Raw genomic sequence first — 25,544 nt, 5'->3', positions numbered from 1 at the left:
GTCCGCCCCCGCAGGCTCCCGCCGGCGCCCGGGCGCGACCGCTGTGGAGTAGGCCCGTGATGCAGTCGCGGCCCCGGATCCCGGAGGCCACCGTCGCCCGGCTGGCCGTGTACCTGCGGGTGCTCACCGGACTCGCCGACAGCGGCCGCGGCACCGTCTCCTCCGGAGAGCTCGCCTCCGCGGCCGGCGTCAACCCCGCGGGGCTGCGCAAGGACCTCTCCCACCTCGGTCCCTGCGGCACCCGCGGGGTCGGCTACGAGGTGTCCACCCTGCGCGACCGCATCGCCGGCGTGCTCGGGATGGAGACCGCCCACGCCTGCGTGCTCGTCGGGATCGGCAACCTCGGGTCGGCGCTGGCCGGCTACGGCGGGTTCGGCAACCGCGGCTTCGAGTTCGTCGGCCTCTTCGACGCCTCGCCGGCCCGGGTGGGCCAGCGGATCGGCGACCTGCCGGTGCGGCCGATGGAGGAGCTCGACGAGGTCCTCGCCGAGACGCGGGCGACGATCGGGGTCATCGCGACACCGGCCGAGGTGGCGCAGCGGGTCTGTGACCAGCTGACCGCGGCCGGGGTGAGGAGCATCTTGAACTTCGCGCCGGTGACGCTCTCCGCGCCCGCCGGGGTCGGCGTCCGCCAGGTCGACCTCTCCGTCGAGCTGCAGGTCCTCGCCTTCCTCGACAAGCAGCGGGGCCCGGCCCCCGCGGCACTCGGTACGGCCCTCGGGACCGCGCTCGCCCCCGCCGGGGGGATGGCATGAGCCTGCTCGCCGTCGGCATCAGCCACCGGACCGCGCCGGTCGCCCTGCTCGAGCAGGTCGCGATGAGCCCGGACGACAAGGTCAAGGCCCTGCACGAACTGGTCGGCAGCGACCACGTCAGCGAGGCGCTGGTGCTCGCCACCTGCAACCGGGTCGAGGTCTTCGCCGAGGTCGACCGCTTCCACGGCGGCGTCGCCGAGGTCAGCCGCGTGCTGGCCCGCCAGGCCGGCGCCAGCGTCGAGGAGCTCTCGCCCTACGTCACCGTCCACTACGAGGACCAGGCCGTCGCCCACCTGTTCACCGTGGCCGCGGGCCTGGATTCGATGGTGGTCGGCGAGACGCAGGTCCTCGGCCAGCTGCGCGCCGCCTACGCCCTCGCGCAGGAGGAGGGCGCGGTCGGCCGTGCGCTGCACCCGGTCGCCCAGCACGCGCTGCGCGTGGGCAAGCGGGTGCACTCCGAGACCGGCATCGACCGCGCCGGCGCCAACCTGGTCACCGTCTCCCTCGACCACGCCGAGCAGCGCGTCGGCCCGCTCGACGGCCGCTCGGCGCTGGTGGTCGGCGCCGGCTCGATGGGCGCGCTGGCCGCCACCACGCTGTCCCGGCGCGGCGCCCTGGTCACCGTCGCCAGCCGCTCGCCGGAGTCGGCCGCGCGGCTGGCCGCCGCCGTCGACGGCGGGACCGCCGAGCTCGCCGACCTGCAGCAGGCCATCGCCGACGCCGACGTCGTGGTCACCTGCACCGGCGCCACCGGCCTCGTCGTCGGCACCGACGTCGTCGCCGGTGCCATGGCCGCGCGCGCGGGCCGGCCGCTGGCCGTCGTCGACCTGGCGCTGCCCCGCGACGTCGACCCCGGCGTCGCCGCGCTGCCGGGCGTGCACCTGGTCGACCTGGCCCTCCTGCAGGGTGAGCGCTCGGCGGCCGGCGCCACCAGCCCCGTCGCCGCCGACGACGTCTCGGCCGCGCACGCGCTCATCGAGGCCGAGACCGCGCTGCTGCGCGCCGAGCAGCAGGCCGCCGCCGTCGCCCCGACCGTCTCCGCGCTGCGCAGCCAGGCCGCCGAGGTCGTCGACGCCGAGCTGCTGCGGCTGTCCACCCGGCTGCCCGACCTCGACGCCCGCGCCCGCAGCGAGATCGCGCGCACCGTGCGGCGCGTCGTGGACAAGCTGCTGCACGAACCGACCGTGCGGGTGAAGGAGCTGGCCGGCACCCCCGGCGGCGTCGACTACGCCGACGCGCTGCGGGCGCTGTTCGGCCTCGGCATCGACACCGACGTCCCCGCCGACGGCGGGCGGCTGGCCGAGGCGGTCAGCGTCGACCCCGACGACCTGCGTCCGGGCGGTGCGGCATGACCACGCCGTCCACCAGCACCACCACCCGCACGCTGCGCCTGGGCACCCGGGCCAGCCGGCTCGCGCACACCCAGTCGCAGACGGTCGCCGACGCGATCACCGCGGCCAGCGGCGTGCCGGTCGAGCTGGTGCACATCAGCACCGAGGGCGACCGGTCAGCCGCGGCCATCGCCCAGCTCGGCGGCACCGGCGTCTTCGTCACCGCGATCCGCGCGGCGCTGCTCGAGGGCACCGTCGACGTCGCCGTGCACAGCTACAAGGACCTGCCGACCGCCCCGGAGCCCGGCCTCGTGCTCGCCGCCGTCCCGCCGCGGGAGGACCCGCGCGACGCGCTCGTCGCCCGCGACCGGCTGACCCTCGGCGAGCTGCCCGCCGGCTCCCGCGTGGGCACCGGCGCCCCCCGCCGGGTCGCCCAGCTGCGCGCGCTCGACCTGGGCCTGGAGGTCGTGCCGATCCGCGGCAACGTCGACACCCGGATGGCCCGCGTCGTCCCCGGCGACCTCGACGCCGTCGTGCTCGCCCGCGCCGGGCTCGCCCGCCTGGGTCGGCTCGACGCCGTCACCGAGACGCTCGACCCGCTGCAGGTGCTGCCCGCCCCCGCGCAGGGCGCCCTGGCCGTCGAGTGCCGCGCCGACGACGAGCACACGCTCGGCCTGCTCGCCGCCCTCGACGACGCGGGCACCCGCGCGTGCGTGCTGGCCGAGCGGACGACGCTGGCCGCGCTCGAGGCCGGCTGCAGCGCCCCGGTCGCCGCCTACGCCGAGCTGGCCGAGGGCGAGGACGGCGCCGAGCTGTACCTGCGCGCCTCGGTCACCGCGATCGACGGCAGCGACGGCGTCCGCGGCTCGGCCACCGGGCCGGTCGGCGACGCCGAGCGGCTCGGCCGCGAGCTCGCCGCCGACCTCCTCGACCGCGGTGCGGCCGAGCTGATGGCCGCCGCACGGTGACCACCCCCGCGGGGGAGACCGCCCCGGCTCCCCAGATCCCCACCCAGGCCCTCTCGAGGGCCACGACCCCCACAAGGACCAGGAGCTCGCGATGACGCGCTTCCGCAAGACCCCCGGCCGCGTCGTCTTCGTCGGCGCCGGCCCCGGCGACCCCGGGATGCTCACCGCCCGGGCCACGGCGGCCATCGCCGAGGCCTCGGCGCTGCTCGTCGACCCCGACGTGCCCGCCGCCCTCCTCGACGCCGTCCGCGACAGCCGCCCCGGCGTCGAGCCGACGGTCGTCTCCGGCGAGCCGGCCGACGTCGCCAAGGGCGCCGTCGCCGCCGCCAAGAACGGCGACGTCGTCGTCCGGCTGGTCGCCGGTGACCCGTTCACCTCCGACGCCGCGGTCAAGGAGGTGCTCGCCGTCGGTCGCACCTCGGTGCCCTTCGACGTCGTCCCCGGCGTCGCCCCGTCGACCGCGGTCCCGGCCTTCGCCGGCGTCGCGCTCGGCGGCACCTCGCTGACCGCGGACCTGCGCGACGGCGGGGTCGACCTGCCGGCGCTGGCCACCGCCGCCAAGGCCCTGGAGGCCCCGGTGGTGCTGCAGGGCGGCGCCGAGCAGCTCCCCGACGCCGCCGCGCGGCTGGTCGAGGGCGGCCTGTCCGGCAGCACGCCGGTCGTCGTCACCACCGGCGGCTCGGGCACCGGCCAGAAGAGCGTCGTCGCGAAGCTCGCCGCCGTCGCGGAGAAGACCGCCGGCCTCGACGCCGTCAGCGGCCCGGTCGTGGCCACCGTCGGCGCGGTCGTCGACAAGCGCGGCAAGCTCTCCTGGTGGGAGAGCCGGCCGCTGTTCGGCTGGCGCGTGCTGGTGCCGCGCACCAAGGACCAGGCCGGCGAGATGAGCGAGCGGCTGCGGGCCTACGGCGCGGTGCCGGTCGAGGTGCCCACCATCGCCGTCGAGCCGCCGCGCAGCCCCGCGCAGATGGACCGCGCGATCAAGGGTCTGGTCACCGGCCGCTACGGCTGGATCGTGTTCACCTCGGCCAACGCGGTGCGCGCGGTCCGGGAGAAGTTCACCGAGCTGGGCCTCGACGCGCGGGCCTTCGCCGGCGTGAAGGTCGCCTGCGTCGGCGAGCAGACCGCCGAGGCGGTCCGCGCGTTCGGCATCGTGCCGGAGCTGGTGCCCACCGGGCAGCAGTCCAGCGAGGGCCTGCTGGCCGACTTCCCCGAGTACGACGACGTCCTCGACCCGATCGACCGGGTGCTGCTGCCCCGCGCCGACATCGCCACCGAGACCCTCCTCGCGGGCCTCAAGGAGCGCGGCTGGGAGGTCGACGACGTCACCGCCTACCGCACGGTGCGCGCCGCCCCGCCGGCCGCCGCCGTCCGCGAGGCGATCAAGGGCGGCGGCTTCGACGCGGTGTGCTTCACCTCGTCGAGCACCGTGCGCAACCTGGTCGGCATCGCCGGCAAGCCGCACGCGAAGACCGTCGTCGCGGTGATCGGCCCCGCCACCGCGGCCACCGCGCAGGAGTTCGGCCTGCGGGTCGACGTCCAGCCCGAGGCCGCCGCGGTCGTGCCGCTGGTCGACGCGCTGGCCGCCTACGCCGAGGCGCAGCGGGAGGGTGAGGGCGAGTGACCCCTCCGCAGGTGGACCCAGCGCAGGGCGGCGCGAACCCCGGCTTCGCGCGCGGGCGCCGGCTGCGGTCGACGCCCGCGCTGCGGCGGCTCACCGCGCAGACCCGGGTGGCCCCGGCCGACCTGGTGCTGCCGGTGTTCGTCAAGGAGGGCATCGCCGAGCCGGTGCCGATCGGCTCGATGCCCGGCGTCGTCCAGCACACGCCGGACTCGCTGCGGAAGGCCGCGCACGAGGCGGCCGAGGCCGGCATCGGCGGGCTGGTCCTGTTCGGCATCCCGTCGGAGAAGGACGCCGTGGGCTCGCAGGCCGACGCCGCCGACGGGATCGTCAACGTCGCCCTGCAGCAGCTGCGCGCCGACCTCGGCGACGAGCTGGTGCTGATCGCCGACCTGTGTCTGTGCGAGTACACCGACCACGGGCACTGCGGGGTGGTCACGCCGGCCGGCGTCGTGGACAACGACCCGACGCTGGACCGCTACGCCGCCGTGGCCATCGCGCAGGCGCAGGCCGGCGCCCACGTCGTCGCGCCCAGCGGGATGATGGACGGGCAGGTGGCGGCGATCCGCCGGGGGCTGGACAGCCGGGCGTTCACCGAGACGCCGATCCTGGCCTACGCCGCGAAGTACGCCTCCGGCTTCTACGGGCCCTTCCGCGAGGCGGCCGAGGGGGCGCCGCAGTTCGGCGACCGCTCGACCTACCAGATGGACCCGCCCAACGCCGACGAGGCGCTGCGCGAGGTGCGCCAGGACCTCGCCGAGGGCGCCGACGCCGTCATGGTCAAGCCGGCGCTGCCCTACCTGGACATCGTCGCCCGGGTCGCCGACGCCGTCGACGTCCCGGTCAGCGCCTACCAGGTCAGCGGCGAGTACGCGATGGTCGAGGCGGCCGCGGCCAACGGCTGGATCGACCGCGAGCGGGCCATCCTCGAGACGCTCACCGCCATCCGCCGCGCGGGTGCCGGCCAGGTGCTCACCTACTGGGCGGTCGAGGCCGCGCGCCTGCTGCGGCGCTGACCGGCCGCTGATGGACCACGTCGAGCCCGGGGGCTCCTGGCGGCCGCTGTGGCTGGTCGCCGGGGTCCTCGGGCTCCTCGTCGTCCTGGACGTCGTCCTGCCCGGGCCCGACGTGCCGCCGCTGGTGCGGGTCCTCGCCGTCGTCGCGGTGCTGGGGACCGTCGCCTTCGGGTGCTCGGCCGCCCGCCGCGTGTGGACGGTGCGGGTGTCCGGAGCCGGTCCCGACGCCGCGCTGTCGGTGGGCCGCGAGCGGGTGCCGCTGGCCGACGTCGACGCCGCCCACCTGCGGGCGGTCCGCGAGGGGACGGCGGGCGTGGACGCCGGTGCGTCCGTCCTCGGCGGCGGCTGGTCGCTGCCCCGCGGGCGCACCGGGCTGCCGCTGCGGCTCACCGACGGGCGCACCGTGCTCGTGCCCACCCGCGACCCCGCCGCGCTGTCCGCCGCGCTGCTCGCGGCGCTGCCGGGGAGCGGAGCGTCACACGCATCCGGCCCCGACACCCCCGGCGGCCGCTCAGGGGACAGGGGGACACTGGGGCCGTGACCTCGCTGGACACGACGCGGTACGACTACGCGGCACCCGTCTCCGCCGACCTGTTCGCCCGCGCGCAGCGCGTCACCCCCGGTGGGGTGAACTCGCCGGTGCGGGCCTTCCGCGCGGTCGGCGGCACCCCGCGGTTCATGGCGCAGGGGCAGGGTGCCTGGCTCAGCGACGCCGACGGCCGCCGCTACGTGGACCTGGTCGCCTCGTGGGGGCCGATGATCCTGGGCCACGCCCACCCGGCCGTCGTCGAGGCGGTCACCGCTGCCGCCCGCCGCGGCCTGTCCTTCGGCGCGCCCACCGAGGGCGAGCTGGACCTGGCGCAGGAGATCGTCGACCGCGCCCCGGTGGAGCGGGTCCGGCTGGTCAACTCCGGCACCGAGGCGGTGCTCTCGGCGGTGCGGCTGGCCCGCGGCGCCACCGGCCGGCCGCTGGTGGTCAAGTTCGCCGGCTGCTACCACGGCCACGTCGACGCGCTGCTGGCCTCGGCCGGCTCCGGCGTCGCCACCCTCGGCCTGCCCGACACCCCCGGCGTCACCACCGGCGCGGCCGCCGACACGATCGTGCTGCCCTACAACGACGTCGCCGCGGTCGAGGCCGTCTTCGCCGAGCGCGGGTCCGACATCGCCGTCGTCGTCAGCGAGGCCGCGCCCGGCAACATGGGCGTCGTCCCGCCGCTGGACGGCTTCAACGCCGCGCTGCGCCGCATCACCGCCGAGCACGGCGCGCTGCTGCTGCTCGACGAGGTCATGACCGGTTTCCGGGTGTCCCGCTCGGGCTGGTACGGCCTCGACCCCGTCGACGCCGACCTCATGACCTTCGGCAAGGTCATGGGCGGCGGGCTGCCGGCCGCCGCGTTCGGCGGCCGCGCCGACCTGATGGAGCAGCTCGCCCCGGTCGGGCCGGTCTACCAGGCGGGCACCCTGTCGGGGAACCCGGTCGCGGTCGCCGCGGGGCTCACCACGCTGCGGCTGTGCACCGACGACGTCTACGCGCGCTGCGACCGGGTCGCGGTCACCCTGCGCGGGGCGACCAGCGCGGCCCTGTTCGCCGCCGGCGTCCCGCACCGGGTGCAGCAGGCCGGCTCGATGTTCTCGGTCTTCTTCGTGCCCGACGAGCGCCGGGTGCGCGACTACGACGACGCCCGCACCCAGGACACCGCGGCGCACCGCGCCTTCTTCCACGAGATGCTCGCCCGCGGCGTGTACCTGCCGCCGTCGGCGTTCGAGTCCTGGTTCGTCAGCGCCGCGCTCGACGACGAGGCCGTGGAGCGGGTGCTCGACGCGCTGCCCGCCGCCGCCCGCGCTGCCGCGGCCGCCGACCCCGCCGACGCCCCGTCCGACGCGGACTCCAAGGACGCCCAGGAGCTGCAGCCCTGATGGAGACGACCGTCGTCCACCTCCTGCGGCACGGGGAGGTGTTCAACCCCACCGGCGTGCTCTACGGCCGGCTGCCCGGCTTCCGGCTGTCCGAGGCCGGTGAGGGCATGGCCCGCCGCGCCGCGGAGTGGTTCACCGGCCGCGACGTCACGTACCTGGTGTCCAGCCCGCTCGAGCGCGCCCGGCAGACCGCCGCGCCGATCGCCGAGGCGCTGGACCTGCCGGTGGCGGTCGACGAGCGGCTCATCGAGGCCGGCAACGCCTTCGAGGGCACCCGGGTCGGCGGCGGTGGCGGGGTGGCCCGCCGGCCGCGGGACTGGTGGAAGCTGCGCAACCCCGTGCGGCCGTCGTGGGGCGAGCCCTACGTGGAGATCGCTGCGCGGATGCTCATGGCCGTGGAGGCCGCCCGCGACGCCGCTCGCGGCAGCGCGGCGGTCTGCGTGAGCCACCAGTTGCCCATCTGGACCCTGCGCCTGCACCTAGAGGGCCGGCGGTACGCGCACGACCCGCGACGGCGGCAGTGCGGGCTGGCCAGCGTGACCTCGGTGACCTACGAGGGCGACCGGGTCGCGGGCATCGGCTACGCCGAGCCGGCCGGAGCCACCGACCCCGATGCGGTGCCCGGGGCATGACCACCCCACGAAAGCGCTCCGCCGGCGCTCCACGCTTCCGCGGGGACCCCGGGAGGCGCGCCCTGACCGCCGTCCTCGCGTCGGCCGCCCTGCTCACCGGCTGCAGCACCGGCGCGAACGCCGTCGACGTCAGCAACGGCGGCGAGTTCCGCTTCGTCGCGGCCACGCCGGCCGGCGAGGTGATCCCCGAGGTCGAGCGCGACGCCGCGCCCGACTTCGGCGGCACGCTGCTCGGCGGCGGCGACTGGACGTCCGACGAGCTCGCCGGGCAGATCGCCGTCCTCAACTTCTGGGGCTCCTGGTGCGCGCCCTGCCGGGTGGAGACGCCGCAGTTCCAGGAGGTCTACGCCGAGGTCCGCGACGAGGGCGTCGAGTTCCTGGGCCTCAACGTCAAGGAGCCCGACGAGCAGTTCGGGCAGGCCTTCGTCGACACCCAGGGCATCGAGTTCCCCTCGCTGTACGACCCCGCCGGCGAGGTCGCGCTCGCGTTCCGGGACTACCCGGCCAACGCGATCCCGTCCACCATCGTGCTCGACCGCGAGGGCCGGGTGGCCGCCGTCTACACCGGCGAGGTGGCGCAGGACGACCTGCGCGCCGTCCTCGACCGGCTGCTCGGGGAGGGCTGATGGACGGCATCGGCGCCCTGGTGGCCGACGGCCCGCTGCTGGTGGCGGCCGCGGTCGCTGCGCTGGCCGGGCTGGTCAGCTTCGCCTCGCCCTGCGTGCTGCCGCTGGTGCCCGGCTACCTGTCCTACGTCACCGGCCTGGTGGGCAGCGGCGCCCGGACCGCCCCCGCGCCCACCCCGGCCGGCGGGGGAGCCACGGCGACCGCCGTCCGCACCGACGAGCGCACCCCGCGCGGGCGCATGGTGCTCGGCGCGCTGCTGTTCGTCCTCGGCTTCACCGTCGTCTTCGTCGCCGCCGGCGCCGCCTTCGGCGGGCTGGGCCGGCTGCTCGTCCAGTACGACGACGTCATCACCCGGGTCATGGGCGCGGTCGTCATCGTCGTCGGGCTGGGCTTCCTCGGCTGGCTGCCCTTCCTGCAGCGCACCGCGCGGCTGTCGGTGCGGCCGGCGGCCGGGCTGGCCGGTGCCCCGCTGCTCGGCGTCGTGTTCGGGCTCGGCTGGACGCCGTGCCTGGGACCGACCCTGTCGGCGGTCTATTCGCTGGCCTACACCGAGGCCACCGCCGGCCGCGGCGCGCTGCTGTCGGTCGCCTACTGCCTGGGCCTGGGCGTGCCCTTCGTGCTCGTCGCGCTCGGCGCCCGCTGGGCGGTCGGGGCGACGGCGTTCCTGCGCCGGCACGCCCGCGGCGTCACCCGCTTCGGCGGCGCGGTGCTCGTCGTCGTCGGCCTGCTCCTGGTCACCGGCGCCTGGACCGAGATGATGGCCTGGCTGCGGTCCTGGCTCGCCGTCACCGGCCTGGGCGAGGGGGCCCCGCTGTGACGACCACCGCCCCGCCGCGGCCGGCCGCCGCGCCGCCCCCGCCGTCGGCCCGCCCGTCCGCGCTGCGCCGCACCGGCGGGTTCCTGCTGCGCCAGTGGCGGCGGCTCACCGCGATGCGGACGGCGATCATCCTGCTGTTCCTGCTCGCGCTGGCCGCCATCCCCGGCTCGCTGCTGCCCCAGCGCTCGCTGTCGCAGAGCAACGTCAGCCGGTACTTCGCCGACCACCCGACGCTGGCGCCGCTGCTCGACCGGCTGTACCTCTTCGACGTCTTCAGCTCGCCGTGGTTCGCCGCGGTCTACCTGCTGCTGTTCGTCTCCCTCATCGGCTGCGTGCTGCCGCGCGCCCTCGAGCACGCCCGCGCGCTGCGCACCGCGCCGCCGCCCGCGCCCCGCCGGTTGACCCGGCTGCCCGACTCCGCCGCGCTGGCCACTCCGCTGCCGTCGGCCGACGCCCTCGACACGGTCGAGGAGGAGCTGCGCGTGCGCCGCTACCGCGTCGTCCGGCGCGAGCGGAACGGCACCGCCGAGCTGTCGGCCGAGAAGGGCGCGCTCAAGGAGACCGGCAACCTGGTCTTCCACCTGGCGCTGGTCGGCCTGCTGCTGGCCCTGGCCGGCGGCAAGCTCTGGGGCTACGAGGGCAGCATCCTGGTCACCGAGGGCCAGCGGTTCTGCAACTCCTTCCAGCAGTACGACACGTACTCCTCCGGCGCCCTGGTCGAGGGCAGCGACCTGACGCCGATCTGCGTGGGCCTCGACGACTTCCGCGCCGAGTACGAGGAGGACCTCACCGCGTCCTCCTTCACCGCCGACATCACCTACGGCGCCCCCGGTGCCGAGGGCCGGCCCACGACGATCGGCGTCAACGACCCGCTGCGCGTCGACGGCGACCGCGTGTACGTCACCGGCCACGGGTTCAGCCCGACGTTCACCGTCACCCGCCCCGACGGGACCAGCTTCGACGACGTCTCGGCGCCGTTCCTGCCCACCGACCAGGGCACGATGGCCAGCGAGGGCGCGCTCAAGCTCCCCGACCTCGGCGCCGGCACCGACGACCAGCTGGCCCTGCAGGGGTTCTTCGCGCCCACCGGGCTGACCCAGGCCGGCATCCTCACCTCGATCGACCCGCGGCCGCTCGCGCCGCAGGTGGCGATCGTGGCCTACGAGGGCTACCTCGGCCTGGACTCCGGGCTGCCGCAGTCGGTGTACTCGCTCGACGCCTCGCAGATCGAGCGCGGCCGGCTCAGCGAGGTCGCCCGGGGCAACCTGTCGGTCGGGGAGTCGCTGGCCCTGCCCGACGGGACGACGGTGACCTTCACCGGCTACAAGGAGTTCGCCGCCCTGCAGTTCTCGCACGACCCGGGACAGGTGTGGGTGCTCGCCGCGGCGATCGCGGTGCTCGCCGGCCTGCTCGGCATGCTGCTGCTGCGCCGGGAGCGGGTCTTCGCCCGCGCCGCCGGCCGGCCCGGGGACGGCGGTACCGTCCTGGAGGTCGGCGCGCTGACCCGCGGCAGCGGCGACAGCGGACCGCGCTTCACGGCGCTCACCGACGACCTGCGGACGGCCCTGGCCGCCCGTGCCGCACCCCGCGCCCCGTCCGGGGCCGCACCCCCGACCGGAGGCACACCCGAGTGACCGCCGACCAGCTGTCCGGACTGTCGGACACCCTGTTCTCGACCAGCGTCGGCCTGTACTCGCTGGCCGTCGTCGCCTTCTGCGCCCAGCTTGCCTTCGGCCGCCGTCCGGCGCCCGAGCGCGCGCTGGTCGGCGCCGGCGCCCCGGCCGACGGGCCCGCGGCGGTGGAGACGCCGGCGCTGGACGACCCGCCGGCGGTGCGCCGCTGGGGGCAGGTGGCGATGCTGCTCACCGTCCTCGGCGCGCTCACCCACACCGGCGTCCTCGTCACCCGTGGGCTGGCCCTCGACCGGCTGCCCTGGGGCAACATGTACGAGTTCGCCACCGCGGTCGTGCTGGTCGCCGTCGTGGCCTTCGTCGTGCTCGCCGTCCGCTCGCCGGGCCTGCGGCACCTCGGGCTGTTCGTCCTCGCCCCGGTCGTGGTCAGCCTGGTCGCCATCGGGCTGTTCCTCTACGTCGAGGGCGCCCCGCTGGTGGCGGCGCTGCGCTCGAGCTGGCTGGCCGTGCACGTCACGACGGCGATCCTCGGCTTCGGCGTCTTCTTCGTCAGCGGCATCGCCAGCGTGCTGTACCTGGTCCGCAGCCGGTTCGAGGCCCGCGGCGGTGACCCGTCGTCCTCGCGGCTGGTCGCGCGGATCCCCTCGGCCGCCACGCTGGACCGGGTCGCGCACCGCACCGCCGTCTTCGGCTTCCCGATCTGGACCTTCGCCGTCATCGCCGGCGCCATCTGGGCCGAGAGCGCCTGGGGCCGCTTCTGGGGCTGGGACCCCAAGGAGACCTGGGCCTTCATCGCGTGGGTGGTCTACGCCGCCTACCTGCACGCCCGGACGACGGCCGGCTGGCGCGGGCGTCCCGCGGCGTGGGTCAACGTGGTGGGCCTCGGCGTCATGGTCTTCAACCTGCTCTACGTCAACATGGTGTCCTCGGGGCTGCACAGCTACGGCGGCGTCAACTGACCTGCGCCCCGTTCGTCACACCGCGCGCACCCGTCACTCGGGTGAGGGGGTACGCGGGCGGGACGCCGTCCCCTCGTGGTCCGATGGGCGCATGACTGCTCGCACGGGGGACCACCGTGGGTAGGCACGCAGCCGCCGACGGAGCCGGGACCGACCCGATCGTGGCCGCCGCACTGGCGTACCGGCCCGACGGGACGCCGACCCGGCACGCCCCCGACGCGGTCGAGGCGACCGCGCAGGGGACCGAGGGCGACCTGGGCTGGCCTGGGGACACGACCACCGGTGGCGGGCTCGGCTGGCCCGGCTCGCTCGACCGGGGTCCCGCAGGCGACGAGGGCGACGTGACCGCACGCATGGACGCCGTCCCGGCCGTGCCGGGCACGGGGTCCGAGGGCGAGCCCGAGCCGACCGGGCCGCGCGGCTGGCGCCGTCTCTTCGGCGGCACCGCCGCCTAGGTCAGGTGCGTGCACTTCCGCGGAAGTGCACGGGGACGACGGGCGTCAGGCGGGGGAGTCGTCGCGCCGGACGCGGCGGGCGAGCTCGCGGAGGAACTCGGGGTCGTCGTCGGGCGCCACCGGGCGGACCGGGTCCGCGGGCCGCGGGCCGGCGGTCGGCGGCTGCGGCCTGCGCAGTCCACGCCCGGCGACGACGGTCGCCCGCATCACGAGCACGACGACCACCAACGCCACCACCAGCAGCACGACCGCCACCCGGCTCCCCCTCCTCGACCACGTCCCTGCCGTCCAGCGTACGAGCGTGGGGATACTCGTGGGGCGGTCCGCGACCCGGGTCCGCCGTCCCCCGGACGCCGACCAGGACGGAGCGCTCCCATCGACGCCGTCGACCGGCAGCTGATCGACCTGCTGCGTGCCAACGGCCGGGCCAGCTACGCCGAGCTGGCCCGGCAGGTCGGCCTCTCCGCGCCGGCCGTGCACGAGCGCGTGGGCAAGCTGGAGGCCTCCGGGGTGGTCACCGGCTACCGGGCCGTCGTCGACCCCGCCGCCCTCGGGCTGGACGTGACCGCGCTGGTCGGCGTGATCGAGAGCGACGCCGTCGACGACACCGGCGTCGAGGCGGCGCTGCGGGCGATGCCCGAGGTGGAGGACTGCTGGCGGGTCGCCGGCAGCGAGGGCTACGTCCTCAAGGTCCGGGTGACCGACATCCCGGCACTGGAGGCGGCCATCAACGCGTTGAACAGGATCGAGGGCGTCGCCCGCACCCGCACGACCGTCGTGCTCTCCACGAAGTGGGAGGGCCGGACGGGATGACGCCCGACCGCACGCAGGAGGACAGCAGCATGGCCGAGAGCACCACCCCGGGCGCGCCCACCGGCGGCCCCGCGACGCCGCCGCGGATCGTGCCGTGGCTGCTCGCCTACACGCTGGGCCGGCTGGCCATCGCCGTCGCCCTGATCGCGCTCATCTGGGTGGTCGGGCTGCCCGGCTTCCCCGCGCTGCTGTTCGGCCTGCTGCTGTCGATGCCGGTGTCGCTGGTCCTGCTGCGCCCGGTGCGCGACCGGCTGACCGAGGGCCTGGCCGCCCGCAGCGTCGCCCGCCGCGCCCGCAAGGAGGAGCTGCGCGCCCGCCTGTCGGGCGAGGCCGCCTGAGCCCCGCTCAGCCCGACAGCGCCAGCCCCGCGCCGAGCAGCACGCCGGTGGCGAGGGTGAGCAGGCCGGTGGCCTGCAGCGCGGCGATCAGCGCCGGCCCGCGGCCGCCGGAGAGCACCACCCGTGACGGCGGCACCGCCAGCGGGACGGCGACCAGGGCGAGCAGCGCCCACGGCCGGCCGATCCCGATCGCCACGACGACGGCGAACGCGACGGCGAGCAACGCCACGTAGAACAGCCGGGTGGCGCGGTCGCCGAGCAGCACCGCGAGCGTGCGCTTGCCTACCCGGGCGTCGCCCTCGACGTCGCGCAGGTTGTTGACCACCAGCAGTGCCGTCGACAGCAGGCCGATCGGCACCGCGGCGGCCAGCGCCAGCCCCTCGACCCGGCCGGTCTGCACGAACGTCGTCCCGGCGACGGCGACCAGGCCGAAGAAGACGAAGACGAACACCTCGCCCAGCGCCCGGTAGCCGTAGGGCAGCGGCCCGCCGGTGTAGGTCCAGGCGGCGGCGATGCACACCGCGCCAACGGCGACCAGCCACCAGCTGGACAGCGCCGCCAGCACCAGCCCCGCGACGCCCGCGACGGCGAAGGCGAGCAGCGCCGCGACGAGGACCGACCGGGCCGACGCCGCGCCCGAGCCGACCAGCCGCATCGGCCCGACCCGGTCGGCGTCGGTGCCGCGCCTGCCGTCGGAGTGGTCGTTGGCGTAGTTGACCGCCACCTGCAGCGCGAGGGCGACGAGCAGCGCCAGCAGGGCGGGCACGAGCCGGAAGCCGCCGAGCGCGGCCGCGGCCCCGGTGCCCACGACGACGGGCGCCAGGGCGGCGGGGAGGGTGCGGGGGCGGGCGCCGGCCACCCACTGCGCGGGGGTGGCCATCAGCGGGCCTGCCCGCCGAGCCGGGCGGCCACGCCGCGGCGGTCGGGTTTGCCGGTGTGCAGGGTCGGCACCGACCCGATGAGGTGCAGCTCGCGCGGGGCCGACGGGCCGCCCAGCCGCTGCGTCACCCAGGGCCGCAGCGCCGCGAGGTCGGGCGCGGCGCCGGGCGCCGGGACGACGGCGGCGACCACCCGCTGCCCCCACTCGTCGTCGGGCCGGCCGAAGACCACGGCGTCGGCGACGGCCGGGTGCTCGCGCAGCGCGCCCTCGACCGCCTGCGGGGCGACGTTGACCCCGCCGGTCACCACGACGTCGTCGAGCCGGCCGAGGACGGTGAGCCGACCGTCCGGGCCGAGCGCCCCGGCGTCGCGGGTGCGGAACTCCCCGCCGGCGAACGCCGCGGCGGTGCCCCCGGGGTCGCGCCGGTACCCGAGGGCGAGCACCGGCCCGCCGACGGCGATGCCCTCGGCGTCGACCCGCACGCGCACGCCCTCGAGCGGGACGCCGTCGTAGACGCAGCCGCCCGCGGTCTCGGTCATGCCGTAGGTGGTCACCACGGCGACGCCCGCCTCGCGGGCCCGCGCCAGGAGGGCGGGGTCGGTGGCCGCGCCGCCCACGAGGACGGCGTCGAACGCGCGCAGCGCCTCCGGCTCCCGGTCGAGGAACCGGCGCAGCTGGGTGGGGACCATCGCCGTGCAGCGCCGGCCGGCGGGCATCCGGGCGACCGCGGCGGCGAGGTCCTCGCCGGGCGCCAGCACGGTCGGGACGGTGCCGGCGAGGACCGACCGGACGAGCACCTGCATCCCCGCGATCGCCGACACCGGCAGCGCGAGCAGCCAGGCGCCCGGCCCGCCGAGCCGGGCGGCGGTGCCCGCGGCCGAGGCGGTCAGCGCCGAGGCCGGGAGCAGCACCCCGCGCCCGCCGCCGGTCGACCCGGAGGTCACGACGACGAGGTCGGCGCCGTCCTCGAGCGGCTCGTCCGGCGCGAGGACCGCGCGGGCGGCGGCCGCGGGCGGCCCGGACGGGAGGACGGCCAGGGGCGCGGTGCCCTCGAGGGCGGCGCGGACGGCGGGCAGCACCGTGCCGAGGACGGCGTCGGGTCCGTCCGGCGCGGGGAGGACGGTCAGCTGCCGGGGCACGTCGAACGAGCCTACGTCGCGCCCGACATACGCTGACGGGCGTGATCACCCTCGCCGGCCTCCCCGCGGGGATCGACCGGGTGGCGGTGTGGTCGGTGCCGATGCGGACGCGCTTCCGCGGCATCGACGTCCGCGACGGCGTGCTGGTGCACGGCCCGGCCGGCTGGGGCGAGTTCTCCCCGTTCTGGGACTACGGCGTGACCGAGAGCCGCCGCTGGTGGGCGGCCGCGGCGGAGGCGGCCCTCGAGGGCTGGCCCGCGCCGGTGCGCTCGTCCGTGCCGGTCAACGTGACCGTCCCCGCCGTGGACGCCGGGCGCGCGCACGCGATCGTGACGGCGTCGGGCTGCCGCACGGCGAAGGTCAAGGTCGCCGAGCCGGGCCAGACCGCCGCCGAGGACCTGGCCCGCGTGGAGGCCGTCCGCGACGCGCTCGGCCCCGCCGGCGCGGTCCGGGTGGACGCCAACGCCGCGTGGGACGTCGACACCGCGGTCGCGCGGATCCGGGAGCTGGACCGGGTGGGCCTGGAGTACGTCGAGCAGCCCTGCGCCACCCTGGCCCAGCTCGCCGCGCTGCGCCGCCGCGTCGACGTCCGGATCGCCGTCGACGAGGGCGTGCGCCGCGCCGGCGACCCGCTCGGCGTCGACCTGCGGGAGGCCGGCGACGTCGTCGTCCTCAAGGCGCAGCCGCTGGGCGGGGTGCGCGCGGCGCTGCGGGTGGCCGAGGCGCACGGCCTGCCGTGCGTGGTCTCCTCCGCACTGGAGTCCTCGGTGGGCATCGCCGCGGGCGTCGCGCTGGCCGCGGCGCTGCCGGAGCTGCCCTTCGCCTGCGGCCTGGCCACGGTCGCGCTGCTCGACGGCGACGTCACCGGCGCCCCGCTGCTGCCCGTCGACGGCGCGCTGCCGGTGACCCGCCCGGAGCCCGACCGGCTGGCCGGCGTCCCGGCCCCCGACGACGTGGCCGCGCGCTGGACGCAGCGGCTGGGTGCGGTGCTCGCCGCGTGAACCCCTCCACCGCACTGGCCCGCGTGCTGGTCGACGAGCTGGTCCGCGGCGGGGTCCGCGACGCCGTCGTCGCGCCCGGGTCGCGATCGGCGCCGGTCGCGCTCGCGCTCGCGGCCGCCGAGCGGGACGGGCGGCTGCGGCTGCACGTGCGGATCGACGAGCGGACGGCGTCCTTCCTCGCCGTCGGCCTGGCCCGCGCCTCCGGCCGGCCGGTGCCGGTGCTCACCACCTCCGGGACGGCGACCGCGCACCTGCACGCCGCGGTGCTCGAGGCCGACGTCAGCGGGGTGCCGCTGCTGGCGCTGACCGCCGACCGGCCGCCGGAGCTGCGCGCCACCGGGGCCAACCAGACGATCGAGCAGCCCGGGCTCTACGGCGACGCCGTGCGCTGGGCGGCCGACGTGGGCGTGCCCGAGGCCGGCCGCGAGGCGGCGCAGAACCGCTACTGGCGCTCGGTGGTGTCTCGGGCGCTGCTGGCGGCCACCGGCGCGCTGTCGGGCGATCCCGGACCGGTGCAGCTGAACCTGCCCCTGCGCGACCCGCTGCTGCCCGACGGCGAGCCGGCGCTGGAGGGCCCGTGGGCCGGCCGGGACGACGGCGCGCCGTGGACCGCGGGGACGCCGTCGGCGCTGCCGGCTGAGCCCCTCGGGCAGGGGCCGCACACCCTCGTCGTCGCCGGCGACGGGCCGCCCGCCGTCGGCCGCGCCTGGGCCGCCGGCGCCGCCGCGGCGGGCTGGCCGGTGGTCGCCGAGCCGAGCGGCGGGGCCTGGACCGACGGCGCCGTCCGCGGCGGGGCGCTGCTGCTCGGCGTCGCCGACTGGGTCGAGGCGCACCGCCCCGAGCGCGTGGTGGTCGTGGGCCGCCCGACGCTGTCCCGGCCGGTGTCGGCGTTGCTGGCCGACCCGCGGGTGCGCGTGGAGACCGTCGTGACCACGCCCCGCTGGCCCGACGCCGGCCGCGCGGCGGCCCTCGTCACCCGTGCCGCGCCGCCGTCCGGCCCGCCGGGGAACGGCGCGTGGGCGGCGGCCTGGCGGGCGGCCGCCGACCGGGTGGGCGCGACCGTCGACGCCGCCCTCGACGCCGAGGCGGGCCTGACCGCCGCCCGGCTGGCCCGCGACGTCGTCGCCGCGCTGCCGCCCGGCGCGCTGCTGGTGCTCGGCTCCTCGACGCCGGTGCGCGACGTCGACCGGCTGGCCGTGCCGCGCGGGGACCTGACCGTGCTGGCCAACCGCGGCGTCGCCGGCATCGACGGGACGGTCTCCACGGCCGTGGGGGCGGCGCTCGCGCACGGCGGCCCGGCGGTGGCGCTGATGGGCGACCTCACGTTCCTGCACGACCTGCAGGGGCTGCTCACCGGTGACGGCGAGGCGCGTCCCGACCTCACCGTGGTGGTGCCCGACAACGACGGCGGCGGGATCTTCGCCCAGCTCGAGCCGGGCCGGCCGGCGTACGCCCGCGACTACCGGCGGGTGTTCGGCACCCCGCACGGCCGCGACCTGGTCGGTGTCGCGCGGGCCATGGGCTGGGAGGCGGCGGCGATCGGCTCGGCGGACGAGCTGCCGGCCGCCCTGGCGCTGCGCGGTCCGCGGGTGGTCGTCGTCCGCACCGACCAGCGCGCCGAGGCCGACCTCGCCGGATCCCTCCGCGAGGCCGCGGGCCGCGCGCTGGCCTGAGCCGGGTCAGGAGCGCCGCATCTCCTGCAGCGACCAGGCGTTCCCGTCGGGGTCGGCGAAGAACGCGAACCGCGAGCCCGGGGCTCCCTCGGGGCCGAGCTGCTGGACCTCGGTGATCTGCACGCCGCGTCCGGCGAGCTCGCCGCGCACCGCGTCGACGTCCTCGACGACGAGCTGCGGGCCCTTGGTGGTGCCGGGCTCGCCGAGCGGCATGCCCTCGCCGATGACCACCGAGCAGGGGGAGCCCGGCGGGGTCATCTGCACCACGCGCATGCCGGGAGCCGGGCTGACGTCGTGGTCGAGCAGGAAGCCGACCCTGTCGACGTAGAAGGCCTTCGCCGCCTCGACGTCGCTCACCGGGATGCCGATCACCTCGAGTCGCATGTCCATGCGGGGACCCTAGGGAGGTCGGGGGAGGCGCAGGGAGGTCCGCGGCGCGGTCCGTGCGGGCGGCGCGGTCATGGCGTGCGTCACACGACGGCGCCCGGCAGAAGGGGCGCGGCCCCGCCCCGACGGCGGCCGGCTCCCCGCGGACGGAACGGTCCGTCCACGCGGGGCGAACAGCGCGTTCCGGAACCCCGCAGGTGGCGACGCCGGCCGCCTCCCCCGATCACGACGACGTCACGGGATGCCCCACGAGCACCGCGGTGACACCCGATGTGACCGCCGTCACGACGACAGTTCACATGACCATATGTAACGTTTTGGCTGCGCTCAGCAAACAAGAGAGCGCGGCGCCGGTCCGCCAAACCCTGCCCACCGGTCGCCCACGTCAACTCCCAGGGCAGGGGTGGGGGACCCATTTCTGGCGCGCGACGGCTCACGGGGGCCTGTCCTTGCGCGCCTCGGGGTGAAGCCGCAGACCGCGGCCGGGCACCGATCGCCCGAACCCGACAGCTCACCTCGCCGGCGGCGATCGGGAGATCACTTTCATGCCCAAGCACCGCGCACCCCGCTATGTCCGCACCAAGTCCGTCATCGCCAAGGCCCCCGTCGCCGCCGGTGCCGCAGCCGTCGGGCTCGGCGTCCTGAGCACGCCCGCCGCCTCGGCCTCCGACGCCCCCTCCGTCACCCACGACTGGTCCGGCGTCGCCCAGTGCGAGTCCAGTGGCAACTGGGCCATCAACACCGGCAACGGCTACTACGGCGGCCTGCAGTTCAGCCAGTCGACCTGGGCCGCGTTCGGCGGCACCGATCTGGCCGCGCACGCCGACCTCGCCACCCCCGCCCAGCAGGTGCAGATCGCCGAGGCGGTCCTCGCCGGGCAGGGCATCGGCGCGTGGCCGTCCTGCGGGAAGTACCTGGCCGGTGGCACGACCGCGGCCGCCGCCGAGGCGCCCGCGGCTCCGGCCCCGGTGGTCGAGGCCCCCGCGGCCGCTCCCGCCGCCGAGCAGGCGGCGCCCGCGGCGGCCGAGGCCGCCACCGAGGACTACACCGTCCGCTGGGGCGACACGGTCGCCAAGATCGCCGCCGCGCACGCCCAGAGCTGGCGCGAGCTGTACCAGCGCAACGCCGAGGTCATCGGCTCGAACCCGAACCGGATCTACCCCGGCCAGGTCCTCGCCGTCAGCGGCTCCGTCGCCGAGGCACCTGTCGCGGAGGCGCCCGCGGCGCCCGCGGCTCCCGCGGCGCCGGAGACGACCGCGGTCGTCGCCGGGAACGCGGCCCCGGCCGCCACCCCGCCGCTGGCCGAGGCGGCTCCGCAGGTCGCGCCGACGTCGGCGACCGCGCACGTGTCCAACACCGCCGGCGCGCTCAAGTCGCAGGCGCAGGCCGCCGCCGACGCCGTCGTCAGCAACGTGCCCGGCGCCGCCGACATCACCCTCGGCGGTACCCGCGCCAGCGCGGTCGACCCGGCGGGTCACCCGTCCGGCCTGGCCGTGGACTACATGGTCATGTCCGACGCCGCCCTCGGCGACGCGATCGCCCAGTACCACATCGACCACTGGGCCGAGCTCGGCGTCGAGTACGTCATCTGGGAGCAGCGGATCCTCACCTCGCCGGACGCCGCCTGGCGGGCGATGGAGGACCGCGGCGGCGTGACCGCGAACCACTTCGACCACGTGCACGTGAACTACGCGGGCTGATCCCCGCCCCCGACGAGGGCCCCGACCGCACTGCGCGGCCGGGGCCCTCGCCGTCCCCGACCGCTCAACCCGGCCGGCGCCGGTGCGGGCCCGGCCGCGTCAGCTCTCCAGCGCGGCCTGGAACGCGGCGAACTTCGACTGGGTCTCGGCCAGCTCGGCGGCGGGGTCGGACCTGGCGACGATGCCGCAGCCGGCGAACAGCCGCGCCGAGCACGGGTCGGAGTCGCTGAGCTGCGCGCAGCGCAGGGCCAGGCCGAACTCGCCGTCGCCGCGGCCGTCGAGCCAGCCCACCGGCCCGGCGTAGCGGCCGCGGTCCATGCCCTCGAGCTCGGCGATGACGGCCGCGGCCCGGTCGGGCGGGGTGCCGCAGACGGCGGCGGTCGGGTGGACGGCGTCGACGAGCTCGAGCAGCCCCGCCTTCCCCCGCGCGCCCGACCGGCGCTGGGTCCCGACGACGTCGGTGGCCAGGTGCCGCACGTTGGCCAGCGTGAGCAGCGAGGGCCCCTCCGGCACCGACAGCGCGGTGCAGTACGGGTCCAGCGCGCGCACCAGCGAGTCGACGGCGAGGGCGTGCTCGGCGCGGTCCTTGGCACTGGTCAGCAGGCCCGCGGCCAGCCGCTCGTCCTCGGCGCCCGCGCCGCGCGGGGCGGTGCCGGCCAGCACCCGCGCCGACAGCTGCCGGCCGGTGCGGCGCAGCAGCAACTCCGGCGTCGCGCCGAGCAGGCCGTCGACGGCGAAGGTCCAGCAGTCGGGGAAACGCGCGGCCAGCCGGTCGAGCAGCCGGCGCGGGTCCAGGCGCACGTCGGCGGTGACCAGCAGGTCGCGGGCCAGCACCACCTTGGCGAGGTCGCCGTCGCCGATGCGGTCCACGGCGGCCGACACCGCGCCGCACCAGGTGGCCGGGTCGAGGGCGCCGTCGGCGTAGCGGAGCCGGGACGCCGGCGGGAGCAGCGGCTCGCGGGAGGCGGGCAGGACGTCGCGCGGGTCGGCGTCGCCGGTGGTGGTCACCCAGGCCACGCCGTCGCGGCGACCGACGACGACCTCCGGGACGACGAACACCGACGTCCCGACGGCCGGGTCGAACGCGATGCTGGCGAACACGACCGGGCCGGAGCCGGGCACGCCCACGTCGTCGACGGCCGGCCCGGCGGTGCGCTCGGCCCACCAGGCGGCGGCCTCGGCCAGCGCGCCGGGGCCGGAGACCTCGAGGCGGTCGGCCTCGCCCCAGCCGACCAGGCCCTCGCCGCGGCGGACCCACGACAGCGCGCCCTCGCGGGGCAGCAGGGCGAGCAGGTCGGGGGAGTCGGGCAGGGCGACGGTGGTGGACGCGGGCGCGACGGCGTCCCGCGAGGTCACCGCCGCTGCCGTCACGCTCCCCAGCGTAGGCAGCCGGTAGCGTCGTCCGCCGTGGCAGACCGGCGAGACAGCGCACACACCGCCGGACGGCGGGCCGGTCTGGACAAGCAGCCGCACGAGGTCGCGGCCATGTTCGACGGCGTCGCGCGCCGCTACGACCTCACCAACACCGTGCTCTCCGGAGGCCGCGACGTGTCCTGGCGGCGGGCCACGCGGGAGGCGCTCGGTGCCCGGCCGGGGGACGTCGTCCTCGACGTGGCCGCCGGCACCGCCGTCTCCACCGTCGAGCTGGCCGCCGGGGGAGTGCACGCGATCGCCTGCGACTTCTCGCAGGGGATGCTGCGCGCCGGCGCGGCCCGGCCGGTGCCCAAGGTGGCCGGCGACGCGATGGCGCTGCCCCTCGCCGACGCCAGCGTCGACGGACTGGTCATCTCCTTCGGCCTGCGCAACGTGGCCGACCCCGACGCCGCGCTGCGCGAGTTCGCCCGCGTGGTGCGCCCGGGCGGCACGCTCGTCGTCTGCGAGTTCTCCAGCCCCACGTGGGCGCCGTTCCGCACCGTCTACACCGAGTACCTCATGCGGGCGCTGCCGGTGATCGCCCGCGCGGTGAGCAGCAACCCCGACGCCTACGTCTACCTGGCCGAGTCCATCCGCGCGTGGCCCGACCAGGCCGCGCTGGCCACGCGGATCCAGGCCGCGGGCTGGGCCGACGTCGAGTGGCGCGACCTCACCGGCGGGATTGTCGCCCTGCACCGCGCCCGCCGCCCCTGACCGGCGTCCGCGCGACGCGAACGGGGGTCCCACAACGCCCGCCCGGGCATAGCGTCAGCACATGACGACACCGACCCCGATGCCCGAGCCGCCCGGCCCGTCGCCGTCCCCGGTGGACCCCATCTCGCCGCCGTCGCCGGCCCCGCTGCCGCAGCCCAGCCCCACCGACCCGACCGCGCCTCCGCCCACGGGGCCGCAGCCGGTCTGAGCGGCCGCGCGGTGCACGGCCGTCCCTACCGCGACCGGCGTGACGCCGGCCGGCAGCTCGCCGCGTGCCTGACCGACCCCGCCCGCGCGACCGCCGTGCCGCTCGGACCCGGCGCGCTCGTCCTCGGCCTGCCCCGCGGCGGGGTCCTGGTCGCCGCGGAGATCGCCGCCGCGCTGGGCGCCGAGCTCGACGTCGTCGCCGTCCGCAAGCTGGGCCTGCCCGGCCGGCCGGAGCTGGCCATGGGCGCGCTGGCGGCCGTGGGGGAGGCGGTCGAGAGCGTCCGCAGCGAGGTCGTGCTGGCGCGGGTCGCGGTCGACCCCGGCGCCGCCGAGCAGGTCCGCCGCGCCGAGCTCGCCGAGCTGCGCCGCCGCCAGTCCGCCTACCGCGGCGACCGCCCGCCGCCCGTCCTCGCCGGCCGCACCGTCGTCCTCGCCGACGACGGCCTGGCCACCGGCTCCACCATGCGCGCCGCGCTCGCCGCCGTCCGGTCCGCCGGCCCCGCCGCGGTCGTCGTCGCCGTCCCGGTGGGCACCCCCGACGTCTGCGCCGCGCTGGACGCCGACGAGGTGGTCTGCCCGCTCACCCCCGAGCCGTTCGGCGCGGTGGGCAGCCACTACGACGACTTCGGCGAGACCACCGACGACGAGGTCCGCTCCGCGCTCGCCGGCGCCGCGGGTCCGGGGCCCGCCTAGGCTCGGACGCCGGTCCACCCGGGGCCGACGACGACGAGGGAGCCAGCGCGTGACGAGTCCGGCCGGCGGGGGCAGCGCCGACGTCGTGGTGGTCGGCGCGGGACCCGCGGGATCGGCCGCCGCCTGGGCGCTGGCCGGTGCCGGGCGCGACGTCGTCGTCCTGGAGAAGGCCCGGTTCCCGCGGGAGAAGGTCTGCGGCGACGGCCTCACCCCCCGCGGGGTGAAGGCGCTCGACGACATGGGCGTCGACGTCTCGCCGGCCGCCGGCTGGGTGCGGCACCGCGGGCTGCGGGTCTTCGGCGGCGGCCAGGTGGTCGAGGTCGACTGGCCACGGCTGTCCTCGTGGCCCGACCACGGCCTCATCCGGGCGCGGAAGGACCTCGACCCGATGCTCGCCGAGCACGCCGTGGCCGCCGGCGCCCGGCTCGAGCAGGACGTCACCGTCACCGACCCGCTGCTCGACGACGCCGGCCGGGTCGTGGGCGTGCGCGCGCAGGCGGGTCCCGGCAAGGAGCCGGTCACCTGGCGCGCGCCGCTCGTCGTCTCCGCGGAGGGCCTCTCGGGCCGGCTGGCCAAGGCGATCGGGCTGACCCGCCGCGAGGACCGCCCGCTCGGCGTCGCCGTCCGCCGCTACGTGGAGACGCCGCGCGGCGAGGACCCCTACCTCGACATCTCCTTCGACCTCTCCGCCGACGGCCCCACCGCCGACTCGATGCCCGGCTACGGCTGGTCCTTCGGCATGGGCGACGGCACCGCCAACGTCGGCTTCGGCCTGCTCGACACCCGGCGCGGCGGCGACGTCGACCCCCGCACGGTGCTCCGGCGCTGGTTGGCCACCCTGCCGCCGGAGTGGCAGCTCGGCGAGGAGCACGCGGTCACCCCGCTGCGCGGCGCCGGCCTGCCCATGGCGCTCAACCGCAGCCCGGCCTACACGCGCGGGCTGCTCCTGGCCGGCGACACGGCCGGCGTCGTCAACCCGTTCAACGGCGAGGGCATCAGCTACGCCCTCGAGACGGGGCGCATGGCCGGGGAGACCGCGGCCGCGGCCCTGGCGGCGCCCGAGGGCCCGGCGCGGGAGGCCGTCCTGCGCGGCTACCCCGCCCGGCTGCAGGAGGCCTACGGCCGCCACCACCGCCTCGGGACGGCCTTCCTGGCGCTGCTCGACCGCCCCGGCCTCGTCCGCTTCGCCACGGCGCACGGGCTCAAGCGCCCGGCGATGGTCAGCGCGGCGCTGCGGCTGATGGGCAACCTCTCCGACGGCCGCGACGGCGACCGCTTCGACCGCACGATCGCCCTGCTCACCCGGCTGACGCCCTCGGTCTGACCGCGCGGCGGTCCGTGTCCGTGACCAGACCGTGACGCGACGGTGTGAACTCACTCACCCCCCGCGCTTCCGATCCGCAGGACCGCGGCATAGGCTCATGGAGCCAGTTTGTGAATTTCTTCACAAGCGCCGTTGGATCCGAGGGGAGGCCCTGTGCTGTCCACGTACGTGCCCATCGTGGGGCTGTTCGCGCTCGCCGCGGCCTTCGCCCTGTTCTCGGTGACGGTGGCACCGTTCGTGGGCCCCCGCCGCTACAACCGGGCCAAGCTCGAGGCCTACGAGTGCGGCATCGAGCCGGTCGACCAGCCGCTGCAGGGCGGCCGGTTCCCGGTGAAGTACTACCTGACGGCGATGCTCTTCATCGTCTTCGACATCGAGATCGTCTTCCTCTACCCGTGGGCCGTCGCCAACGACGCGCTGGGGCTGTTCGGCCTGGTCGAGATGGTCGTGTTCATCGCCACCGTCTTCCTCGCCTACGCCTACGTCTGGCGCCGCGGCGGCCTCGAGTGGGACTGACGGTCATGAGCCCGGCGGCC

The 25,544-nt window shown here is 77.1% G+C and carries 28 protein-coding genes and 1 riboswitch; of the genes, 23 read left to right on the top strand and 5 right to left on the bottom strand.

The window, feature by feature from the left end:
• The first annotated feature begins 59 nt into the window (after positions 1 to 59).
• The 13 genes from FN207_RS01470 to FN207_RS01410 all read left to right on the top strand — a co-directional run bounded on the left by FN207_RS01470 (position 60) and on the right by FN207_RS01410 (position 12,726).
• Positions 60 to 755, top strand: coding sequence for a redox-sensing transcriptional repressor Rex (locus FN207_RS01470; RefSeq protein WP_142457189.1), 696 nt, complete (start codon positions 60 to 62; stop codon positions 753 to 755).
• Positions 752 to 2,107, top strand: a complete 1,356-nt coding sequence (locus FN207_RS01465) for a glutamyl-tRNA reductase (protein WP_142456591.1) — start codon at positions 752 to 754, stop codon at positions 2,105 to 2,107. The genes FN207_RS01470 and FN207_RS01465 overlap by 4 nt, the downstream gene beginning before the upstream one ends.
• Positions 2,104 to 3,054, top strand: a complete 951-nt coding sequence (hemC, locus tag FN207_RS01460; protein ID WP_142456590.1) for a hydroxymethylbilane synthase — start codon at positions 2,104 to 2,106, stop codon at positions 3,052 to 3,054. Before FN207_RS01465 ends, hemC begins: the two co-directional genes overlap by 4 nt.
• 91 nt (positions 3,055 to 3,145) lie before the next feature.
• Positions 3,146 to 4,675 carry a bifunctional uroporphyrinogen-III C-methyltransferase/uroporphyrinogen-III synthase gene (locus tag FN207_RS01455; RefSeq protein ID WP_142456589.1) on the top strand — a complete coding sequence of 510 codons (1,530 nt, stop codon included), beginning with the start codon at positions 3,146 to 3,148 and terminating at the stop codon, positions 4,673 to 4,675.
• 11 nt (positions 4,676 to 4,686) lie between these two features.
• Positions 4,687 to 5,688, top strand: a complete 1,002-nt coding sequence (hemB, locus tag FN207_RS01450; RefSeq protein ID WP_142456588.1) for a porphobilinogen synthase — start codon at positions 4,687 to 4,689, stop codon at positions 5,686 to 5,688.
• A gap of 10 nt (positions 5,689 to 5,698) precedes the next feature.
• The gene (locus FN207_RS01445; protein ID WP_142456587.1) at positions 5,699 to 6,229 is read left to right on the top strand and encodes a hypothetical protein; all 531 of its coding nucleotides are present in this window, start codon (positions 5,699 to 5,701) and stop codon (positions 6,227 to 6,229) included.
• Positions 6,226 to 7,605, top strand: coding sequence for a glutamate-1-semialdehyde 2,1-aminomutase (gene hemL, locus FN207_RS01440; protein WP_142456586.1), 1,380 nt, complete (start codon positions 6,226 to 6,228; stop codon positions 7,603 to 7,605). Before FN207_RS01445 ends, hemL begins: the two co-directional genes overlap by 4 nt.
• The gene (locus tag FN207_RS01435; protein WP_142456585.1) at positions 7,605 to 8,237 is read left to right on the top strand and encodes a histidine phosphatase family protein; all 633 of its coding nucleotides are present in this window, start codon (positions 7,605 to 7,607) and stop codon (positions 8,235 to 8,237) included. Before hemL ends, FN207_RS01435 begins: the two co-directional genes overlap by 1 nt.
• Entirely contained in the window at positions 8,234 to 8,863 is a 630-nt protein-coding gene (locus FN207_RS01430) for a TlpA family protein disulfide reductase (protein WP_142456584.1), read from the top strand. The genes FN207_RS01435 and FN207_RS01430 overlap by 4 nt, the downstream gene beginning before the upstream one ends.
• Positions 8,863 to 9,681: a cytochrome c biogenesis CcdA family protein gene (locus FN207_RS01425; RefSeq protein ID WP_142456583.1), complete on the top strand. Its 819-nt coding sequence runs from the start codon at positions 8,863 to 8,865 to the stop codon at positions 9,679 to 9,681. The genes FN207_RS01430 and FN207_RS01425 overlap by 1 nt, the downstream gene beginning before the upstream one ends.
• The gene (gene resB, locus FN207_RS01420) at positions 9,678 to 11,315 is read left to right on the top strand and encodes a cytochrome c biogenesis protein ResB (protein WP_142456582.1); all 1,638 of its coding nucleotides are present in this window, start codon (positions 9,678 to 9,680) and stop codon (positions 11,313 to 11,315) included. Before FN207_RS01425 ends, resB begins: the two co-directional genes overlap by 4 nt.
• Positions 11,312 to 12,271, top strand: a complete 960-nt coding sequence (gene ccsB, locus FN207_RS01415) for a c-type cytochrome biogenesis protein CcsB (protein WP_142456581.1) — start codon at positions 11,312 to 11,314, stop codon at positions 12,269 to 12,271. Before resB ends, ccsB begins: the two co-directional genes overlap by 4 nt.
• A gap of 116 nt (positions 12,272 to 12,387) precedes the next feature.
• On the top strand, positions 12,388 to 12,726 hold the full coding sequence (locus FN207_RS01410) for a hypothetical protein (RefSeq protein WP_142456580.1): 339 nt from the start codon (positions 12,388 to 12,390) through the stop codon (positions 12,724 to 12,726).
• Positions 12,727 to 12,771: 45 nt separating this feature from the next.
• Here the strand turns inward: FN207_RS01410 and FN207_RS26075 are convergent, their stop codons facing one another.
• A complete protein-coding gene (locus FN207_RS26075; RefSeq protein ID WP_185938195.1) occupies positions 12,772 to 12,981 on the bottom strand; it encodes a hypothetical protein in 210 nt (69 codons plus the stop codon).
• Here FN207_RS26075 and FN207_RS27225 point away from each other — a divergent pair.
• Together FN207_RS27225 and FN207_RS01400 are read left to right on the top strand one after the other, a co-directional pair.
• Positions 12,889 to 13,539, top strand: coding sequence for an Lrp/AsnC family transcriptional regulator (locus FN207_RS27225; protein WP_281282128.1), 651 nt, complete (start codon positions 12,889 to 12,891; stop codon positions 13,537 to 13,539). The two genes, FN207_RS26075 and FN207_RS27225, sit on opposite strands and share 93 nt — an antisense overlap.
• A 29-nt stretch (positions 13,540 to 13,568) precedes the next feature.
• On the top strand, positions 13,569 to 13,877 hold the full coding sequence (locus tag FN207_RS01400) for a DUF4229 domain-containing protein (protein ID WP_110905950.1): 309 nt from the start codon (positions 13,569 to 13,571) through the stop codon (positions 13,875 to 13,877).
• A 7-nt stretch (positions 13,878 to 13,884) separates the two neighbouring features.
• Here the strand turns inward: FN207_RS01400 and FN207_RS01395 are convergent, their stop codons facing one another.
• Together FN207_RS01395 and menE are read right to left on the bottom strand one after the other, a co-directional pair.
• A complete protein-coding gene (locus tag FN207_RS01395; RefSeq protein ID WP_142456579.1) occupies positions 13,885 to 14,757 on the bottom strand; it encodes a 1,4-dihydroxy-2-naphthoate polyprenyltransferase in 873 nt (290 codons plus the stop codon).
• On the bottom strand, positions 14,757 to 15,896 hold the full coding sequence (gene menE, locus FN207_RS01390; RefSeq protein ID WP_142456578.1) for an o-succinylbenzoate--CoA ligase: 1,140 nt from the start codon (positions 15,894 to 15,896) through the stop codon (positions 14,757 to 14,759). The genes FN207_RS01395 and menE overlap by 1 nt, the downstream gene beginning before the upstream one ends.
• 41 nt (positions 15,897 to 15,937) lie before the next feature.
• Here menE and FN207_RS01385 point away from each other — a divergent pair, with 41 nt between their 5' ends.
• Together FN207_RS01385 and menD are read left to right on the top strand one after the other, a co-directional pair.
• The gene (locus FN207_RS01385) at positions 15,938 to 16,897 is read left to right on the top strand and encodes an o-succinylbenzoate synthase (protein WP_246065667.1); all 960 of its coding nucleotides are present in this window, start codon (positions 15,938 to 15,940) and stop codon (positions 16,895 to 16,897) included.
• Entirely contained in the window at positions 16,894 to 18,570 is a 1,677-nt protein-coding gene (menD, locus tag FN207_RS01380; RefSeq protein WP_142456577.1) for a 2-succinyl-5-enolpyruvyl-6-hydroxy-3-cyclohexene-1-carboxylic-acid synthase, read from the top strand. The genes FN207_RS01385 and menD overlap by 4 nt, the downstream gene beginning before the upstream one ends.
• Before the next feature lie 6 nt (positions 18,571 to 18,576).
• Here menD and FN207_RS01375 read toward each other — a convergent pair whose 3' ends face one another.
• Complete coding sequence (locus FN207_RS01375) at positions 18,577 to 18,960, bottom strand: VOC family protein (protein ID WP_142456576.1); 384 nt, start codon at positions 18,958 to 18,960, stop codon at positions 18,577 to 18,579.
• A gap of 370 nt (positions 18,961 to 19,330) precedes the next feature.
• A riboswitch (cyclic di-AMP (ydaO/yuaA leader) is annotated at positions 19,331 to 19,497 on the top strand.
• A 5-nt stretch (positions 19,498 to 19,502) separates the two neighbouring features.
• Between FN207_RS01375 and FN207_RS27220 the strand changes: the two genes are divergently transcribed.
• Positions 19,503 to 20,657, top strand: coding sequence for a LysM peptidoglycan-binding domain-containing protein (locus FN207_RS27220; protein WP_281282120.1), 1,155 nt, complete (start codon positions 19,503 to 19,505; stop codon positions 20,655 to 20,657).
• Between the two features lie 99 nt (positions 20,658 to 20,756).
• Here FN207_RS27220 and FN207_RS01360 read toward each other — a convergent pair whose 3' ends face one another.
• Complete coding sequence (locus tag FN207_RS01360) at positions 20,757 to 22,028, bottom strand: isochorismate synthase (RefSeq protein ID WP_142456575.1); 1,272 nt, start codon at positions 22,026 to 22,028, stop codon at positions 20,757 to 20,759.
• A gap of 36 nt (positions 22,029 to 22,064) precedes the next feature.
• Between FN207_RS01360 and FN207_RS01355 the strand changes: the two genes are divergently transcribed.
• The 5 genes from FN207_RS01355 (at position 22,065) to FN207_RS01340 (ending at position 25,524) form a co-directional block, all read left to right on the top strand.
• Positions 22,065 to 22,784: a demethylmenaquinone methyltransferase gene (locus FN207_RS01355; protein ID WP_142456574.1), complete on the top strand. Its 720-nt coding sequence runs from the start codon at positions 22,065 to 22,067 to the stop codon at positions 22,782 to 22,784.
• Positions 22,785 to 22,845: 61 nt separating this feature from the next.
• Positions 22,846 to 22,992 carry a hypothetical protein gene (locus tag FN207_RS26070; protein ID WP_170149164.1) on the top strand — a complete coding sequence of 49 codons (147 nt, stop codon included), beginning with the start codon at positions 22,846 to 22,848 and terminating at the stop codon, positions 22,990 to 22,992.
• An 11-nt stretch (positions 22,993 to 23,003) separates the two neighbouring features.
• On the top strand, positions 23,004 to 23,684 hold the full coding sequence (locus tag FN207_RS01350) for a phosphoribosyltransferase (RefSeq protein ID WP_142456573.1): 681 nt from the start codon (positions 23,004 to 23,006) through the stop codon (positions 23,682 to 23,684).
• A 49-nt stretch (positions 23,685 to 23,733) separates the two neighbouring features.
• On the top strand, positions 23,734 to 25,008 hold the full coding sequence (locus FN207_RS01345; RefSeq protein ID WP_142456572.1) for a geranylgeranyl reductase family protein: 1,275 nt from the start codon (positions 23,734 to 23,736) through the stop codon (positions 25,006 to 25,008).
• A gap of 153 nt (positions 25,009 to 25,161) precedes the next feature.
• Positions 25,162 to 25,524, top strand: coding sequence for an NADH-quinone oxidoreductase subunit A (locus tag FN207_RS01340; RefSeq protein WP_425459840.1), 363 nt, complete (start codon positions 25,162 to 25,164; stop codon positions 25,522 to 25,524).
• The last annotated feature ends 20 nt before the right edge of the window (positions 25,525 to 25,544 follow it).

This window comes from Geodermatophilus aquaeductus (assembly GCF_900182545.1).
Lineage (GTDB): Bacteria > Actinomycetota > Actinomycetes > Mycobacteriales > Geodermatophilaceae > Geodermatophilus > Geodermatophilus aquaeductus.
This window is presented reverse-complemented; position numbering and strand designations above follow the sequence as displayed.